The sequence below is a fragment of the Rhizobium rosettiformans W3 genome (genome assembly GCF_004912135.1).
Lineage (GTDB): Bacteria > Pseudomonadota > Alphaproteobacteria > Rhizobiales > Rhizobiaceae > Allorhizobium > Allorhizobium rosettiformans.
The window spans coordinates 394,372-411,083 of the sequence record NZ_STGU01000002.1; the positions used below are offsets into that span (position 1 = coordinate 394,372).

The following is a 16,712-nucleotide window of genomic DNA, read 5'->3' on the forward strand; positions in this document are numbered from 1 at the left end:
CTGTCAGCCCTTCGCCACCCGCCTGGCGACAAAGTCCGAGATTGGCGGTCCGATGAGGATGATAAGGATCAGCCGCATGGTCTGCAGCGCCATGATGAAGGACATGTCGACCGGGGTGGTCGCGGCGATGATCGCAATCGAATCGAGCCCGCCGGGGCTTGTCGCGAGATAGGCGGTCAGCGGGTCGATGTCATGCAGCGACCAGAGCAGGAAGGCCATTCCGCCGCAAAAGGCCATCAAGACCAGGATGGATCCGACGATCTGGGGCAGGGCGCCTGCGGCGTGCCGCAATATGCGGCGCGTGAAGGACAAGCCGATTCGCCAGCCGATCACGCCATATCCGAGGGCGAGCAACCATTCCGGCAGCTGCAGCGTGATGTAGCCCATCACATGCAGGGTCGTGGTGACGATGAGCGGCAGAAGCATCGTGCCGGCCGGGATGCGGAAACGGGCGGCGACGGACGCGGCCGCAAGCGCTGCCGCCAGTGTCAAAGCGAGATCCCGCCAGTCTGTTTCGGGAAACCAGATGACGGCCTTGGTCGCACCGCCTTCGGCGTTGAAGACGAAAGCGGCGACCAGCGATGCCCCGGTCGCAACGAAGGCGACGCGCAGATACTGCATGAATGCGACCAGCCGCGGATCACCCCCATGCGCCTCCGCCATCAGCACCATGGCAGAGGCCGCCCCGGCAGAGGTTCCCCAGATGGCGGTCGTGCCGGGCAGCACATCGGCTTTGGCCATCAGATAACCGAACAGGCTGCTTGCCCCGATGATTGACAGCACGATCGCCAGGAAGATCACCCAGTCATCCGCAACCGTTGCGAGCGTGCCGAGATCGATCGAGCGGGCGATGATGCAGCCAATCAGCGAATGGGCGAAGATGTAAGGGTAGCGGTGGACCGAAAGCCGCGCGCCATTGGTGGCAACCAGGATGGCCGCGACCATGGGGCCGAGCAGCAGGGCGCCTGGGATATGGGCGAAGAACAGACCGCCCGCGATGGCAAAGGACAGGATGAAGAGGATGACCCAGCGCAGGAGGACCGGAAGCGGCGTGAGCAGGCCGGGTGCTGGCAGTGCGCTCGCGGCGGCTTCGGAAACCGTTGCGGCGTCCGCGCCCTTCGGCTCGGGCTGCGGTCGATCCTCGTTGTTGCTGTCCGAAGGCATGGCCATCTCCGTCCTTCGTCTGAGGCCTCATTCCGGGAAAGGGCTGGACGAAAGCGCAATTTCGTAAAATAAATGAGGCGCACCTCACAAACGAGTTTTATGAGAATGACCTCGCAAAAGTCAAGTTCGGCGACGACAGAGGCCGCACAGCAGGCGCCCCCGGTGCCGACGGCGAAGGAGCCCAAGCGCAAGCGGGGGATCGCGCGTGTCGCGAAACTCCTGGACGCCGGTGCCGCCGTCTTCGCTGAGCAGGGCTACAAGGCCGCCACCATGACGGAGATCGCCGCCCGCGCCGGCGCGCCGATCGGGTCACTCTACCAGTTCTTTCCCAACAAGGATGTGCTCGCCGACGCTCTGGTCGCGCGCTATGCCGAGCATGTCGAGGCAGCGCTCGACCGGATCAGGGCGCAGGTCGCCGATCTCGACGGTACCCAGCTCGCCGACAGGCTGCTCGACGTTCTCGTGGCCCATGCCGCCGAACGGAGCCTGGCGCTCAGCCTGCTCGATGCCCGCTGGGAGCAGCCCGGCGTGCGGCCCGGTGTCTTGCGGGAAAGCTTGCGCCGGCGGATCGCGGAGATCCTCACGCTCTGGCGTCCCGAGCTCGCCGAGGATCAGGCGCAGGCCATGTCGGTGGTCCTCTTCCAGGCCATGAAGTCACTCGTGCAACTGCATGAAGAAAAACGCTATGCCGGCAAGTCCGAAGCGATCGCGCATTGGCGCGGCTGGGTCCAGCGCTACCTCGCTGAAATCTGAACACGCCGTCGAAAAGCCTCGCTCCGGATGCCGCTCTGCGGTAAAACCCGATCATGCAATGGACAGATGAGGCGATCCTTCTGGGGGTGCGGCGGCATGGCGAAACGAGCGTCATTGCCGAGATGATGACGCGCAGCCGCGGTCGGCATCTGGGCATGGTGCGTTCCGGTCGTTCGCGTACCATGCAGCCCGTGCTGCAGCCGGGCAATCGTCTGGAAGTGACCTGGCGGGCGCGCCTGGACGAACATCTGGGCGAATACCGCATCGAGCCCCTGGTCTTGCGGGCAGGGCGGCTGATGGAGAGCGCCACGGCGGTTTATGGTGTCCAGGCCTTGGCGGCCTTGCTCAGGCTTCTGCCGGAGCGCGATCCACATCCGCATCTCTTCGAGGCGCTCGATGTCATTCTCGATCATCTGGAGGAGCCGGCAACGGCGGGCGAACTCTTCGTCCGCTTCGAGCTTGCGCTGCTCAATGATCTCGGTTTTGGCCTGGATCTCGAAGAATGTGCAGCGACCGGCGCCCGTTTCGACCTCGCCTATGTCTCACCGAAGTCGGGGAGGGCGGTCAGTCGTGAAGCGGGTGCGCCCTGGGCCGACAAGATGCTGGCGCTACCGGATTTCCTGACACCTGGCACCAACCGGGCAGCAGATCCCGACAGTCTGGCAGCAGCCTTTCGGCTCACGTCCTATTTTCTGGATCGACACGTCTACGTGCCGCGCGGGTTGGAGCCGGGCGCGGCACGGGAGGGCTTCTGTCAGGCCGCGTTGAAGACCTTGCGCTCGCTCGATGCCACGGGCGCATTGGCCGCGCCCAAGAACACGGCCTGATCTTCCGGCGCGGATTTGGCCATGTGCTCGTGAATGGCGGCCTGCAGTTCGCTGATATTGCGATAGCTACCGCCGTCGAGGTCGATGACCGGATATTTGACGGCGATGAACTTGACCCTGTCGCCGTCGGGAATGGTGATGCCAACCGGGATCCCGGCATATTCGATGACTTGCTTCTTCATAACGAAATTCCCCGCTCGTGCACTGAAAGCACGGCGCTGTTTCAATAGTCGTTTGTGGATGTCAGGCTTAGGTCTGCGTCACATTCGACAGGAGCAGGCGTGATGACGTTTCACCATCACGAGGCACGGGGTCGTCTGCCAGGATCGGATGGCACCATGAAACACAACTTGCATTTCGCTGACCTCCTTACTTTGGCTGCGGCCTCCAACGCGGAGGCCAAGCATGGTTCGTCGTCAGTGTCCGAACCAGCAGGCACAAGGTAGGTGCTGGCTCGGAGTCCGTCAACGGCAGGCCCGCAAAAAATAAAATAATTTTCTGTGACAGTCGCTGTCAGCTGAGAACGCAGGAATTTTGATCCGGCATGCAGGAAATGCCGAAAAATGATCTCACTTTGGGCGAAATTATGCCATGCCGAGCGCGGGCCGTTCGACGGCCTTTTCGCGGATCGGCCAATGCACCACAGCCGCGAAGATGCCGAGGCCCACACCCAACCACCAGACCTGGTCATAAGTTCCGAAGTGGTCGTAAAGATAACCGCCCATCCACACGCCGAGGAACGAGCCGATCTGGTGGGACAGGAAGACGAGGCCACCGAGCAGGCCCAGATGGCGGGTGCCGAACATGATGGCGACCAGGCCATTGGTCGGCGGCACGGTGGAAAGCCAGAGCAGCCCAATGACGGCGGCAAAGATCACCACCGAGAGCGGCGTCTGCGGCAGAAGCAGGAAGAGCGTCACCGTGATCGACCGGCCGATATAGATGAAGGCGAGGAAATACGGCTTCGAATAACGCTGCCCGATCCAGCCGGCGGCGAGCGAGCCGATGATGTTGAAGAAGCCAATGAGCGCCATGGCGATGACCGCATAGCTGGCCTCGATGCCGATATCGCCGAGATAGGCCGGAAAATGCGCGGTGATGAAGGCGACCTGGAAGCCGCAGACGAAGAAGCCGGTGGTCAGCAGCAGATAGCTCTTATGCGCAAAGGCCTCCTTCAGCGCTTCGGCGATCGTCTGTTGATACTGGTTGCCGGATTGCGTGCCCGATTGCGCATTGCCGCGGAGTGGAAAGGCGAGCAGCGGCACGACCAGCATCATGACGGCGATGATGACGAGGCTGTCCGACCAGCCGAAGGCCGAGATGAAGCCCTGGCTCAGCGGCGCAAACAGGAACATGCCGGCAGATCCCGCTGCCGTGCCGATGCCGAACGCCATCGACCGCTGTTCGGGCGTCACGTTGCGGGCAAAGGCAGAAAGGATGACGCTGAAGGAGCCAGCCCCGATCGCAAGCCCGATCAGCACGCCGCCGCCGATATGCAGCCAGATGGGTGCTGTGGCATTGGCCATCATCACGAGGCCTGCGGCATAGAGCACGCCGGAGGAAATCAGCACGCGGCCGGTGCCGTATTTGTCGGCCAGCGCCCCGAAGAAAGGCTGGCTGATCCCCCAGAACAGGTTCTGGAAGGCCATGGCAAGCCCGAAGGTGGAGCGGTCCCAGCCCCGGTCGGCGAGCATCGGCAACTGGAAGAACCCCATGGCCGATCGCGGCCCAAAGGTCATCACCGCGATCAGCGATCCGGCGAGAATGATGAGCCAGGGCATGGCGGGTCGGCTTGCAGTGTTCATGCGGATACTCCTCTGTCGATCACACATTAGTGCAGTCGATTGATGAGCAGAAACGCCTTTTGATGAACTGGCCATCAAGGGAATTGATGGACGTCAGGTGGCGATTCTCGGCCGTCTGCCATCAAAGCCCCTCATCCGCCCTCTGGGCACCTTCTCCCCGCAGGCGGGGAGAAGGCCTCGGCGCCGTCCACGCGTTCCTCCCTCTCCCCGCCTGCGGGAGAGGGTAGGGTGAGGGGCAATAGCCGCAAGCTTGGGCGCTTGGGCCCGCCTCTACCTAGGAGATCGAAGGTATTCAGGGGCTAAGTAGCCCCCATCTCACCGCTGCTTGATCGCCCAGCCATCGCGGGTGCCGATGACCGTTACCGCATCGCCAACCCGCACCAGACCCTCGCCGCGCGGGACGGCGTTCCAGCCGAACAGGACCCCGGGCACGCGGCGGTCGGCGGACATGCGGATGCGGCCCAGGGCGGGCATCGGGTTGGCGCCGTCGCGTGATCCGGTCTCCTGGTCCTGGGTGGTCATGATGCAGCGCGGGCAGGGTTTGACGAAATCGAAGCGGAGGCCGCCGATCTCGATCCCCGTCCATGTGTCCTCGGCCCAGGGGGCGTCGCAGTCGAGCACGATGTTCGGGCGGAAGCGGTCCATGTCGACCGAGCCTTCGCTATGGCGCGCCATCTCTTCATTCAGTGCCCGGAGCGAACCTGTCGTGGTGACGAGGATCTGGTAGCCGTCGGCAAAGCCCATCGGGGAATTGTCGCCCGCCCATTCCGGACTTGCGTCGCGGCGGCTTTCACCATCGATGAAGACCAGTTTCACTGGCCGGCCGAAGAGGTCGGAGAGCTTGTCGTTGACGCTATCATGGGCGACGGCGGCGCTGACGATCGAGCGCCAGATCGCCACATCCATGCGATTGTCCGGCTGCGGCGGGGCGACCATCATTTCGGGCCCGTCATCGAAGCGAAGAGTGAGATAGGCCGCACCGGGAAGGGCCGAAAGCCGCGCGAGCTCCGGCAGTTCACGCTGGGTGATGAAATGCCCCGAAGGGTCGACCAGCATCATCCGCCGGTCGCCGGCAAGGCCCATGGCCTCGATCCGCGCCTGAGGCAGCGCAATGCCGCGGGCACTCTTGAAGGGATAGATGAAAAGCCCGGAGATCTGCATAGTGCTGTTGCCTTAGATTTCGTCGCGGAAGAGGGTGAGGAAAAGCGTCAGCCGCTCATGCCGCTCCTTGGCGAGCCTGGCGCCGGTCACGGTCTGGAAGCCCTCGGAGAGTTTCAGGAGCTTTGCCGGGAAATGATCGATCGCATAGGAGCGGTCGTCGAGCGGGCGATACTCGGCTCCGGGATCGGCGGGATGGTAGAGACCGGACCCCATGCGCCCGGCAATGTAGAAGCAGCGCGCAACGCCGACCATGCCGATCGCATCCAGCCGGTCGGCATCCTGCAGCATCTTGGCTTCGAGCGTTTCCGGCGGGATATTGGCGGAAAAGCTGTGGGTCAGGATCGCATGCGCGACCGCTGCGATCTTCTCTTCAGACCAGCCGAACCCTGCCAGAATGCAGCTCGCCTTCTCCGCCGCAAGGCGCGAAGCCTGCGAGCGGAGCGGCGAGCTCTTCTCGACGGCCACGCAATCATGCAGCAGCACGGCGGCCGCGAGAATCTCCGCATCGCCGCCTTCGCCGGCCTGGATCTTCATCGCATTCTTGAAGACGCGGTGGATATGGGCGAGATCGTGCGAACCATCGTCACCCTCTGTCGCATGGGCGAGGAGCTGGGCGGCGAGGGCCTCGTGCGGATGAAAATCGGCGGCGGTGAGAAGGGCGGTCAAGCGATGGGTTCCCGTTTCAGCTGGCCGCATCTAGCCTTGCGGACGCTCCCTGTTCAACCGCCCACGATCAGATCCCTGTCGGTGCCTCGTCCTCGTCCACGGCAGCCGGCCGGACCGTCTTGCCGGTCAGGATCTTCTGATAGAAGAGCCCGATGCCGATCAGGACGAAGCCGAGCCCGATGAAGGACAAGGCGCGAAGCACGCCCTCGAGGTTCGCCATGTCGATCAGGAAGACCTTGGCGACAGTCAGGATGACGATGACGGCCGAGGCGATGCGCAGGCTTCTGGCGTCGAAACGCGAGCCGAGCGCCAGAAGCCCGACACCGATCGCCAGCCAGGCGACGGAATAGGTGTAGGTCTCCGCCTGCTCGAACCCTTTCCAGTAGGGAATGAACTCGCCCTGCCAGAAGCGACGGACGGAGAGCGTCACCCAGGCAAAGCCGAGCACGGCGCCCGAGAGCGCGAGCAGGATCACATAGGGCAGGGGCCGCTTGTCACGGGCGTAGTAGGCAAGGCCCGCATAGCCGAGGCCCGGCAGAAGGTAACCGATCAGCAGCAGGTTGATCAGCGGCCAGCTGCCGGTGCTCTCGCCGGTGAAATAGGGATTGAGCGCGCCGAGATGCAGGCTCACCGTCTGCAGAATGGCAATGCCGCCGGCCAGCATGGAGCCGTAACGGAAGACGGGGCTCGGCGATTTCAGATCGAGCGTCATCAGGATGCCCGAAAGGCCGACGACCAGCAGCGTGTAGATCGATTGCTCGCCAAGCGTCGGCACGCTGGAATCCAGGACACCGCCATTCATGGCATGGCGCACCAGAATGGCGATAGTGAGCAGGCCGAGAAGGCTCGCCAGCCCCTGAAGGGCATTGCGAACCCTCGCACCGGACCAGTTGCGCAGTTCATAGGCCGAGAGCAGGGCCAGCAGCGCCGGGATGCCGTAGCCGGGTAGCAACTGGTTCAAGATGGGCGTCTGCGACAGCGCTTCCGGGCCGACCAGCGTCGGGTCCCAGGCGATGCGGACCAGCACGCCCGCGAGGGCCGCGACCATCACCCAGGGCAGACCGCTCCAGTGCCGCTTTCGGGTCGCCATGAGATAGGCAAAGCCGAGAGGCGCGAGCAGGATGGTGGTGATGATGCCATCGGTCAGAGCATGAAGCGCCAGCGCGAAGGCGGCGATACTGCCGACCAGCAGCAGATCGATCCCACGACGGAAGACGGACTGAGCCCCCTGGCGAGAGAGGAGTTCTGCGCCGGCGATCAAAACCGCTCCGAGGGCAATGGCGAAGAGGGCATGGCTCCAGTCCCGCGCGTAGACGCCGTAGAAGACGAAGCTGATGGTCGCGAGCAGGACCGGCAGGATCGCCACGATCACGGACCAGACGGTCGAGAACAAGGGATCCTCGGCAAAGCGGCGACGGATCTGGGCCAGTCCGAGCAGGACGAAGACGGCGGCAAGCCCGAGCAGGATCAGCATGACCGGCTCGCCAAGGGCCGTGACGGCGGTCTCGTCCCATCCGAAGCCGAAAAGCAGGATCTGGGCCTGCAGGATGAGGCCTGACTTCACGACGGCACCCAGCAGGGCGCCGACGGACGCAAGGATCGTCGGCCAGAAAGCGCCATGCCGGGCGCTGCCGGCCGCGGCCAGTGTAGCGATGAGCGCGGCAAAGCCGAAGAGCGGCAGCGAGACGGTCGGTCCGCGGTCGAGCATGACAAGGGCGGGCAGCAGCACGGCGAGCGACAGCGTGATGTCGAGCCCGAGCGGGCCGGAGGCCATGCGGCGCCCGAGAGCGTCCAGAGAGAGCGGCGAACCCGCAACCGCCGGATCATCCTTCGTGGCGCCCGGCCAGATCAGCAACCAGGCGGCAATCATGGCGATCAGGGACAGGGCAATCGGCGTGATGTCGGTCATGTCGATGAGCGCGACCAAAGCCCAGAGGCCGAGCAGCGCCTGCGCGATGGCCGGCACGACAAGCCAGCCCTTGAGCCGTGCGGCAAACGACGTCGCAACCTGCGCAACCGTCAGGTAAATGAAAAGCGTCCAGAGGTTCGGCGCCGTCGTGGAGATCAGGAGCGGCGTCAGCATGGAGCCTCCAAGACCCAAGCCGGCAAGTGCCTGACCATGCAGCAAGGACAGGCCGAGCACGCCGAAAGCGGTCAGCGCCAACAGGATGAAGGCGAGCGTCGGGCCGATGAACTCGTAGATTCCATGAGCGGCGTAAATGGCGCCGAACAGGGAGACGGCACCGGCTGCCGTTAGGATGCCGGGCACCATGGCATTGGCATAAAGCGCTTCTGCCTTGGGCAGCGCCTTGCGGCGGACCAGCTCGCCCGCAGCGATCAGGACGAGGCCGAACAGGGCGGCAAGCGTCAGCCGCACGCCGGGGCCGAGCAGCCCGCTCTCGATGGAGTAGCGGACGAGGAAGACGCCACCGAGTGCCAGCGCCAGGCCGCCGGCCCAGACCGCCCAACGGGCGCCAAGCAGGTTTTCCAGGCTTTCGGCCGGAGCGGCCGGCGCAGGCGGGGTGCGTGCTGCGACGGGCATGGTGTCGTCATCCGTCAGCGATGCGGGCTCGCTCTGTTGGGGTGCGGGAGCGGGGGCCGGGGATGGCTCTTCCGGCTCGGGCGACGTCACGACTTGCTCGGCAATTTCTGTCCGCTCTTGTCCCGCGGGCTGTGCGATAAGCGGTTCCGCGTTCGCGCCGCCCGCGGGGTTCAGTCGCAGCAGCCGTTCGCGGACATCGCCCAGTTCCTTTTCCAGCCGGTCGATCCGTTTGGTCGCGCCCCGGTTGATGACAAAGAGAACGCCGATCAGGATCAGCGGCAGCAGTTCGAACATATGGCCTCGCAGCACTTGCGGTCTAAGGCCTCAAACTAATCCATTTCCCGGGAAGGGAAAGCGTAGTGTGTCACGTGGCGATCCCGAGGTTCGCCGCATGACTGTCCTTCGATGTGCAGCCCTTGCAATCACCGGCGAAACTTTCTAAATCGGCACTACCGGCGATCGCCGGTTTTCTTTGGTGTCAATTATGCTCAAGATGAGCATAAATAATGCAGGAGATGGTCATGGAAGCGAGAAACCTGTCGCAAGCCAACCGCACGCCCCGCACGGCCGCAGAACGTTTCGGCGTCTGGGAGCGTCCGGACCTGACCTATTCGCCTGCCGTCGCCAAGGAAACGGAGCATCTCTACGAGCGCGTGCGCGACTTTATCCCCGCGATCGAATGGCCGGTCTTTGCGCCCTACATCCATGCCATCAACCGGCTGAAGAAGGAGCGCGGCGCCGTCATCCTGGCGCACAATTACCAGACACCGGAAATCTTCCACTGCGTCGCCGACATCAAGGGCGATTCGCTGCAGCTCGCCCGCGATGCCGTCAGCGTCGATGCCGAAATCATCGTCCAGTGCGGCGTGCATTTCATGGCCGAGACCTCGAAGCTGCTGAATCCGGAGAAAACGGTGCTGATCCCCGATGGTCGCGCCGGCTGCTCGCTGTCGGAATCGATCACCGGTGCCGATGTCCGCCTGCTGCGCGAGCGCTATCCCGGCGTGCCCGTCGTCACCTATGTGAACACCTCTGCCGACGTGAAGGCCGAGACCGACATCTGCTGCACTTCGGCCAATGCCGTCGACGTGGTCAACAGCTTCGACAGCGATACCGTGCTCTGCATCCCCGACGAATATCTGGCGATGAACGTCGCCAACCAGACACATAAGAAGATCCTGACCTGGAAGGGCCATTGCGAGGTGCATGAGCGCTTCACGGCGGACGAACTGCTTGAATACAAGAAGACCGACCCGCGCATCGAGATCGTCGCCCATCCGGAATGCCATCCGAGCGTACTTGCGGTCTCAGATTTTGCCGGCTCGACCAAGGGCATGATTGATTACGTCAAGACCAAGCGCCCCGCGCGCGTTCTGCTGGTCACCGAATGCTCCATGGCCTCCAACATCCAGGTCGAGCTGCCGGAGGTCGATTTCGTCAAGCCCTGCAACCTCTGTCCGCACATGAAGCGCATCACCCTGCCGAAGATCCTCGACAGCCTGCTCTTCATGACGGAGGAAGTAACCGTTGATCCGACAATCGCGGGGCGCGCAAGGCTTGCCGTCGAGCGGATGATCAATCTGAAGAACTGACATACCGGCCGGCCGGGGAGGGCTGAATGGCGACCAATCTTGAATCCATGCGGCCGCAATCCTGGCAGGGCATCGATGACATCGTCATCGTCGGTGGGGGGCTCGCGGGCTTGTTCTGCGCGCTGAAGCTGGCACCACGTCCCGTCACGGTGCTGGCTGCCGCCCCGATCGGGCAGGGCGCGTCTTCGGCCTGGGCGCAAGGCGGCATCGCCGCGGCCATGAGCCCGGGCGACAGTTTCGACAAGCATCTGGCCGATACGGTCACGGCCGGTGCCGGGCTTGTCGAGGAGAAGATGGCGCGGCTGATGATCTCCGAAGGGCCCGACCGCGTGCACGATCTGCTCGGCTACGGTGTCCCCTTCGACCGCGATCTCGAAGGCCATTTGCTGCTGTCGCGCGAAGCCGCCCATTCCGAGCGCCGGATCGTCCGCGTGGCCGGTGACCGAGCCGGCGGCGCGATCATGGAAGCGCTGATTTCAGCCGTTCGCCGTACGCCTTCCATCCGCGTCATGGAAGGCTATGTCGTCGAGGAATTGATCGCCGAAGGTCGTTTCGTCTCCGGCGTCATCGCAAGACCCGATGCCGGCCAGTCGAAGACCCGTGTCGCCTTTCCGGCGCGCGCCGTCGTGCTCTGCTCCGGCGGCGTCGGCCATCTCTATCAAGTCACGACCAATCCCGCCGAAGCGCGCGGCACCGGAGTCGGCATGGCCGCCAAGGCCGGGGCCGTGATCGCCGATCCGGAATTTGTCCAGTTTCACCCGACCGCGATCGACATCGGTCAGGATCCGGCTCCCCTTGCGACGGAAGCGCTGCGCGGTGAGGGCGCAGTCCTCGTCAACAAGGCCGGCCACCGCTTCATGACCGACCTGCATCCCGATGCGGAACTGGCCCCGCGCGACATCGTCGCGCGCGGCGTCTTCGCCGAAGTGGCCGCAGGCCGCGGCGCCTTCCTCGATTGCACCAAGGCGATCGGCAAGGACTTCGCCAAGCGTTTTCCGACGGTCCACGCCTCCTGCATTGCAGCCGGCATCGATCCCGTTACGCAAGCCATCCCGGTCGTGCCGGCCGTGCATTACCACATGGGCGGCGTGCTCGTGGATGCCGATGGCCGGACCTCCCTCGACGGGCTCTGGGCGGCCGGCGAGGTGACCTCCAGTGGCGTGCATGGGGCAAACCGCCTGGCCTCCAACTCGCTGCTCGAAGCCGTCGTCTTTGCCGGGCGTATTGCCGATTCGATCAAGGGCATGTTGCCGGAATCGGCCCTCTACGAATGGCCGCAGACCGCCGGGGAAAACGATGACCTCGTGACCGTGGAGGACAGCCCCGAACTGAAGGATCTCCGCGCCCTGATGAGCCGTCATGCGGGCGTGATCCGTGAGGAGGCGGGCCTGAAATTGCTGATCCGCGAACTGGTGCAATTGGAGCGCAAGCGCCCCCGCGTCCGCTTTTCCAATATCGTTTCCACCGCCAAGCTGATTGCCGTGGGTGCCTATCTGCGCACAGAAAGCCGCGGCGCCCATATGCGCGCGGATCACCCCGGTCCGCAGGAGGCGCTGCGCCAGCGCACCTATCTGACGCTCAAGGATGCAAACCGCATCGCCGCCGAACTGGCTGGATGAGGAGATCACGCCAATGACCCCGAGCCTGCGCCCGCAGCTTTCGCCGCTGATGATCGAGGATCTCGTCCGCAATGCTCTGCTGGAAGATCTGGGTCGCGCCGGCGACATCACCACCTATGCCACGATCGGTCCGGAAAAGACCGCGACGGCGGGCCTGAACAGTCGGGAGGCGGGTGTCGTCGCGGGGTTGCCACTGGCGGAGAGCGCCTTTCGCCTGATTGACCCCTCGGTTCGCTTCGAGGCGCTGGTCGGGGATGGAGATCGGGTCACACCCGGTCAGCCGATCGCTCGCGTTTCAGGCCCGGCGTGCTCGGTCCTATCGGCCGAGCGGGTGGCCCTGAACTTCCTGATGCATCTTTCGGGCGTCGCCAGCTACACCGCCCGTTTCGCGGCCGAGATCGCCCATACATCGGCGCGCGTCACCTGCACCCGCAAGACGCTGCCGGGCTTGAGAGCGGTCGAGAAATACGCCGTGCGGCTCGGTGGCGGCTCCAACCACCGCTTCGGCCTCGACGATGCGATCCTCATCAAGGACAACCACATCGCGGTGGCGGGCGGCGTGGCATCGGCCATCAACGCCGCTCGCGCTTATGCTGGCCATCTGGTCAAGATCGAAGTCGAGGTCGATGGGCTCGACCAGATGCGGGAGGCGCTGACAGCGCGGCCGGACGTGATCCTGCTCGACAACATGGGGCCGGATCTCTTGCGTCAGGCAGTCGCGATCAACCGCGAGCATCATAGCCTGAGCGCCGAGGCCTATGCCGCCGACGTCCGCCGTGTAGTCCTGGAGGCATCCGGCAACGTCAACATCGACACGATCCGTGCCATCGGCGAAACCGGCGTCGACTACATCTCGACATCCAAGATCACCATGGCAGCGCCGACCCTGGATATCGGGCTGGACATCGTCCTCACCTGAATTCACGACAAAGTTTGCGTGCAATTTTGCGATGCGGCAGACCCATCTCATCAATCCATTCGAAAAAAAGCGATAAGCGTCAACGCCTTGCTGATATATCAGCAAATGCTTCGCTAGTTCTCACCCGTGATTCCTGGTTTTTGACCCCCGAAATAGAATCTCCTAGCCCTGAAGCATGCATGCAAATTGTATTGCGGGCTGGGATACAGACGGAGTTACCTCTGTAACGTGTGGGGCAAAGTATGACGACGACTATCGTGAGGCCTGATAGCGCTACCGCAGGCACGTTGATCCGAAACAATGCTTCGGACATGGCGTCTTCTACTGCAATTGAGCTGCTGGTCGGCCAAGCAGAGCATCGGCTGGCCGAGCCGCTGTCGGGCGCGCATGCCTCGGGAGCCGAGTTTTCGGCGGCAAACACCGGAATGACCGAAGACGATACTGTCAGCGTTCTTGAAGTCCTCGCCGAGATGCAGCGCATCATCGACAGACACATCGAGAAAACGGAAAAGCAGCAGGGCGATCGCTGATCTTCCTGCCGCTCTTCAAGCTTTGCGATCCTGAGCCTCGGCCGTGGCGGCGGTTGTCGCTCAGGCTTCCTTCGACCGGGCGTCGACGAAGCGCTCTGGCAGTGCGACCACTTGCGGCGAGCCGTGATAGGTCACCTGCGGGAACGGGATGGAAATTCCGTTCTCGTCGAAGGACTTCTTCACCTTCTTGATCATCTCGCGCGACGTCGGCCAGAAGTCCGAGGCAGCCGTCCAATACCAGAGCGTGATGACAACGGCGCTGTCGCCCAACTGATCGACATGGGTCGAAATGGCAGGATCCTTCAGTACGCGTGAATCGGCTTCCGCATGTTCCCGCATGATCTTTTCGGCCAGATCGATATCGTCGTTGTAGTCGATCCCGACCTTCAGCTCGAAACGGCGTGTCGGCAGGCGGCTGAAATTGGTGATCGGCACGTTCCACAGCGTCGAGTTCGGCGCGAGCCGGTACAAACCATCCGGCGTCTTCAACTCGGTTGCGAAAAGACCGATCTCGACGATGATGCCGGAAATGGATCCGGTGTCGATATATTCACCGACCCGGAAGGGGCGCAGCACCAGAAGCATGATGCCGGCCGCGATGTTCTGCAACGTGCCCTGCAAGGCAAGACCGATGGCAAGACCGGCGGCACCGAGAGCCGCGATGATCGAGGCGGTCTGCACACCGAACTGGCCGAGCACGGTGACGAAGACGAGGATGAGGGCGCCATAGCGCACGACATTGGCAAAGAAGCGGGCGAGCGTCTCGTCGATGCCTCGCACCTGCAAAAGGCCCGCATGGGTCCAGCGGCTGAGCAGCGATGACAGCCACCAGCCGATGAAAAGCAGAAGCAGGGCCCCGACGATCGAGAAGGAATACTCGACAGCCAGCCGGCTCGCCTGAGCCAATGCCGCCTGTGTCGCGAGAAGTGCTTCGTTGGCCTGTGTTTCCATGCGGTCATGCTCCCTGGCTGTTGCTGTCCAAGGGGCTAGATGGTGCAGGGGATAGCGAGGTCAACCATTTGCTCGGGAACCGAGTTTCAGCCCAGGTGCCGGCCGCTCCTCCAGAACCTGGCGACGGAAGCGGAAAAGGGCAGCCGGCCGGCCACCCGTGGCGGCTTCGGTGGAGCCCGTCGGCTCGACCAGTTCGGCGCCTTCCACGAGGCGGCGGAAGTTCTGCTTGTGCACATGATGCCCGGCAATCGCCTCGACCGTGCCCTGCAGATCGGTGAGCGTGAATTCCGGCGGCATCAGTTCGAAGATGACAGGCCGGTACTTGATCTTGCTCCTGAGCCTCGCAAGCGCCGTGGCCGCAATCCGCCGGTGATCGTGCCGCATGGCTCGTCCAAGCGAAGTGCCGACCCGACGCTGCTCGATCCTCCCGTCCTGTACGGCCTCTTCCATGAGCCCGGCCTCGTAGAGCAGTTCATAGCGCTCGAGCACGCGCTCTTCATCGAAGGGGAAATCATCAAGGCCGAAGGCAAGCTTCAGCCGGGATCGTCTCGACGACGGAGCCGCTTCTTCCGCCCAGGCTGTGAGGGCTGGCAGGATGACGCTGTCGAGCACGACCGGCCGTCCCTGCCGCCAATCTTCCCAAGGCAGATAGCCATACCAGTCCCGCCATTGAGCGCCGGAAAGTTCAAGGCGTGCGTCCCGGTCGATGTCGAGCCGGGTCAAGGCGAGATAGCCGACGGACACGACATGCGGACCCTGATCGCCGGGCATCTTGTGACGGCCGCGATCCCCGAAGGTGTAGAGTTGCTCGATATAGCCGAGCTCCAGCGCCGTCTGCGCCTCGACGGTATGCCGCAGCGACATTTCCATCGTCCGGTGCCGGTTGGGATCGAAGGGACCGAAGGGCAGGGAATCGAGCCTCTCGCCGTCCTCTCCGACCACCAGCAGGCGAGGGGTGCGAGCGCTGATCGCGACGATCGCGGCGTTGAGGCCGATCTCGATCTCCGCCGGTGCCGTCATGGGAGAGCAGGCTCGCGGAACGGCAAGGGCAGGGTGAAGGGCGTGTTGCCGTCGGCATCCGCACCGCGTCCGATGGCCTTCACTGCCTTGACGAACCGTCCACCGCGCCCCAGCAGGGCATCGCCGATCTCGACCAAACGCATGTTCGGCGTGGCAAAGGGCGAGGCTTCGCGCAGCCGCCGCGCCAGGGCATCTTCATCGTCATCCGGTGCGACCGCAAGGCTTGCGATCATCGCAGCTGCGGGCGAGCGCGAAACCCCCATCCAGCAATGCACCACCAGCGGCGAGGCCTGGTCCCATGCCCGGGCGAAGGTGATGATCTCGGCCACATGCATTTCCTGCGGCGCGATCAGGTCGCCGGTCCCGGCGAAGCTGATGTCGTTCATCGAAAGCTTCAGATGTCGCGCGGCCTGGATGACCGCCGGTCTGTGAAAATCCTGGTTGGCGGCGAGCAGGCTGATCATCTCGCGCGCCTTGTGGCGGACGGCCATTTCCGCGATGCGTGAAAGCGGGGAAACGACGATCAGGCTCATGCTCTGGCCCAGGTGGTCGATTGCCGGTCGGCCTCGATTTCCTCGAAACGCTCGAGAAACTTCGCCTGCGCCTGATAGGCGGGCAGGGGATCGATCAGGATCGTATCGCGGGTGAAGCCCTTGGGCTGGCCGAAGAACTTGCGTGCCTCGGCCTCGGCAAAACCGGCAAGAACCGTCGCCTCGAAGAAGGCGGAGATCATGTCGGCCTTCTTGATCAGGTCCTTGAGTGCGGCCTTGGGATGGGCTGGCAGGCCGAAGCGGAGATGAATCGCCGCCTCGAGCCGCTTCTCCACCACCTTGTAACCACCCCCGACGACGGCCTTAAACGGCGAGATCATGTCGCCGATCACATATTCCGGCGCATCATGCAGCAGCGCGACCATCAGATCGTCGGCCGTTGCCTTCGGGTTCGAACGACGAAAGATGTCTTCGACGATAAGACTGTGCTGCGCCACCGAAAAGGCATGGTCGCCCGAGGTCTGGCCGTTCCAGCGCGCCACGCGCGCGAGGCCATGGGCGATGTCGGTGATCTCGACGTCGAGCGGCGAGGGGTCGAGCAGGTCGAGCCGACGCCCGGAGAGCATGCGCTGCCAGGCGCGGCTGGAGGGGAGAGGAACGGCCGAACCCATG

15 protein-coding genes and 1 pseudogene are annotated in these 16,712 nt (G+C 63.7%); 6 read left to right on the forward strand and 10 right to left on the reverse strand.

Annotated elements, in window-relative coordinates:
* Positions 1–3: 3 nt before the first annotated feature.
* Positions 4–1,164: an AbrB family transcriptional regulator gene (locus tag FAA86_RS05285; protein ID WP_136538710.1), complete on the reverse strand. Its 1,161-nt coding sequence runs from the start codon at positions 1,162–1,164 to the stop codon at positions 4–6.
* 105 nt (positions 1,165–1,269) lie between these two features.
* On the opposite strand from FAA86_RS05285, the gene FAA86_RS05290 reads away from it, so the two are divergent.
* Positions 1,270–1,917 carry a TetR/AcrR family transcriptional regulator gene (locus FAA86_RS05290; RefSeq protein WP_246035005.1) on the forward strand — a complete coding sequence of 216 codons (648 nt, stop codon included), beginning with the start codon at positions 1,270–1,272 and terminating at the stop codon, positions 1,915–1,917.
* A 53-nt stretch (positions 1,918–1,970) separates the two neighbouring features.
* Positions 1,971–2,744, forward strand: a complete 774-nt coding sequence (gene recO, locus FAA86_RS05295; RefSeq protein ID WP_136538714.1) for a DNA repair protein RecO — start codon at positions 1,971–1,973, stop codon at positions 2,742–2,744.
* 2 nt (positions 2,745–2,746) lie between these two features.
* Here the strand turns inward: recO and FAA86_RS05300 are convergent.
* The 5 genes and pseudogenes from FAA86_RS05300 to FAA86_RS05320 form a co-directional block, all read right to left on the reverse strand.
* Positions 2,747–2,926, reverse strand: a pseudogene (locus FAA86_RS05300) (hypothetical protein); the annotation flags it as partial.
* A 402-nt stretch (positions 2,927–3,328) separates the two neighbouring features.
* The gene (locus tag FAA86_RS05305) at positions 3,329–4,549 is read right to left on the reverse strand and encodes an MFS transporter (protein ID WP_167494897.1); all 1,221 of its coding nucleotides are present in this window, start codon (positions 4,547–4,549) and stop codon (positions 3,329–3,331) included.
* 315 nt (positions 4,550–4,864) lie between these two features.
* Positions 4,865–5,710: an MOSC domain-containing protein gene (locus tag FAA86_RS05310; RefSeq protein WP_136538718.1), complete on the reverse strand. Its 846-nt coding sequence runs from the start codon at positions 5,708–5,710 to the stop codon at positions 4,865–4,867.
* 12 nt (positions 5,711–5,722) lie between these two features.
* Positions 5,723–6,376, reverse strand: a complete 654-nt coding sequence (locus FAA86_RS05315) for an HD domain-containing protein (RefSeq protein WP_246035006.1) — start codon at positions 6,374–6,376, stop codon at positions 5,723–5,725.
* A gap of 67 nt (positions 6,377–6,443) precedes the next feature.
* Positions 6,444–9,212, reverse strand: coding sequence for a DUF2339 domain-containing protein (locus tag FAA86_RS05320; protein ID WP_136538722.1), 2,769 nt, complete (start codon positions 9,210–9,212; stop codon positions 6,444–6,446).
* A 227-nt stretch (positions 9,213–9,439) separates the two neighbouring features.
* On the opposite strand from FAA86_RS05320, the gene nadA reads away from it, so the two are divergent.
* The 4 genes from nadA (at position 9,440) to FAA86_RS05340 (ending at position 13,578) form a co-directional block, all read left to right on the forward strand.
* Positions 9,440–10,510: a quinolinate synthase NadA gene (gene nadA, locus FAA86_RS05325; RefSeq protein ID WP_167494898.1), complete on the forward strand. Its 1,071-nt coding sequence runs from the start codon at positions 9,440–9,442 to the stop codon at positions 10,508–10,510.
* Between the two features lie 26 nt (positions 10,511–10,536).
* A complete protein-coding gene (locus FAA86_RS05330) occupies positions 10,537–12,129 on the forward strand; it encodes an L-aspartate oxidase (RefSeq protein ID WP_167494899.1) in 1,593 nt (530 codons plus the stop codon).
* A gap of 13 nt (positions 12,130–12,142) precedes the next feature.
* The gene (gene nadC, locus FAA86_RS05335; protein WP_136538724.1) at positions 12,143–13,048 is read left to right on the forward strand and encodes a carboxylating nicotinate-nucleotide diphosphorylase; all 906 of its coding nucleotides are present in this window, start codon (positions 12,143–12,145) and stop codon (positions 13,046–13,048) included.
* A 242-nt stretch (positions 13,049–13,290) separates the two neighbouring features.
* Positions 13,291–13,578, forward strand: coding sequence for a hypothetical protein (locus FAA86_RS05340; RefSeq protein ID WP_136538726.1), 288 nt, complete (start codon positions 13,291–13,293; stop codon positions 13,576–13,578).
* Positions 13,579–13,638: 60 nt separating this feature from the next.
* On the opposite strand, the gene FAA86_RS05345 is transcribed toward FAA86_RS05340, so the two are convergent.
* Genes FAA86_RS05345 through FAA86_RS05360 form a run of 4 tightly spaced genes read right to left on the reverse strand, consistent with a single transcriptional unit; the run spans position 13,639 to position 16,711 of the window.
* Positions 13,639–14,529: a mechanosensitive ion channel family protein gene (locus tag FAA86_RS05345; protein WP_136538728.1), complete on the reverse strand. Its 891-nt coding sequence runs from the start codon at positions 14,527–14,529 to the stop codon at positions 13,639–13,641.
* Positions 14,530–14,589: 60 nt separating this feature from the next.
* Entirely contained in the window at positions 14,590–15,549 is a 960-nt protein-coding gene (locus FAA86_RS05350; RefSeq protein ID WP_136538730.1) for an NUDIX hydrolase, read from the reverse strand.
* The gene (locus FAA86_RS05355; protein ID WP_136538732.1) at positions 15,546–16,082 is read right to left on the reverse strand and encodes a tyrosine phosphatase family protein; all 537 of its coding nucleotides are present in this window, start codon (positions 16,080–16,082) and stop codon (positions 15,546–15,548) included. Before FAA86_RS05355 ends, FAA86_RS05350 begins: the two co-directional genes overlap by 4 nt.
* A complete protein-coding gene (locus FAA86_RS05360) occupies positions 16,079–16,711 on the reverse strand; it encodes a YfbR-like 5'-deoxynucleotidase (protein ID WP_113459230.1) in 633 nt (210 codons plus the stop codon). Before FAA86_RS05360 ends, FAA86_RS05355 begins: the two co-directional genes overlap by 4 nt.
* Between the last annotated feature and the right edge of the window lies 1 nt (position 16,712).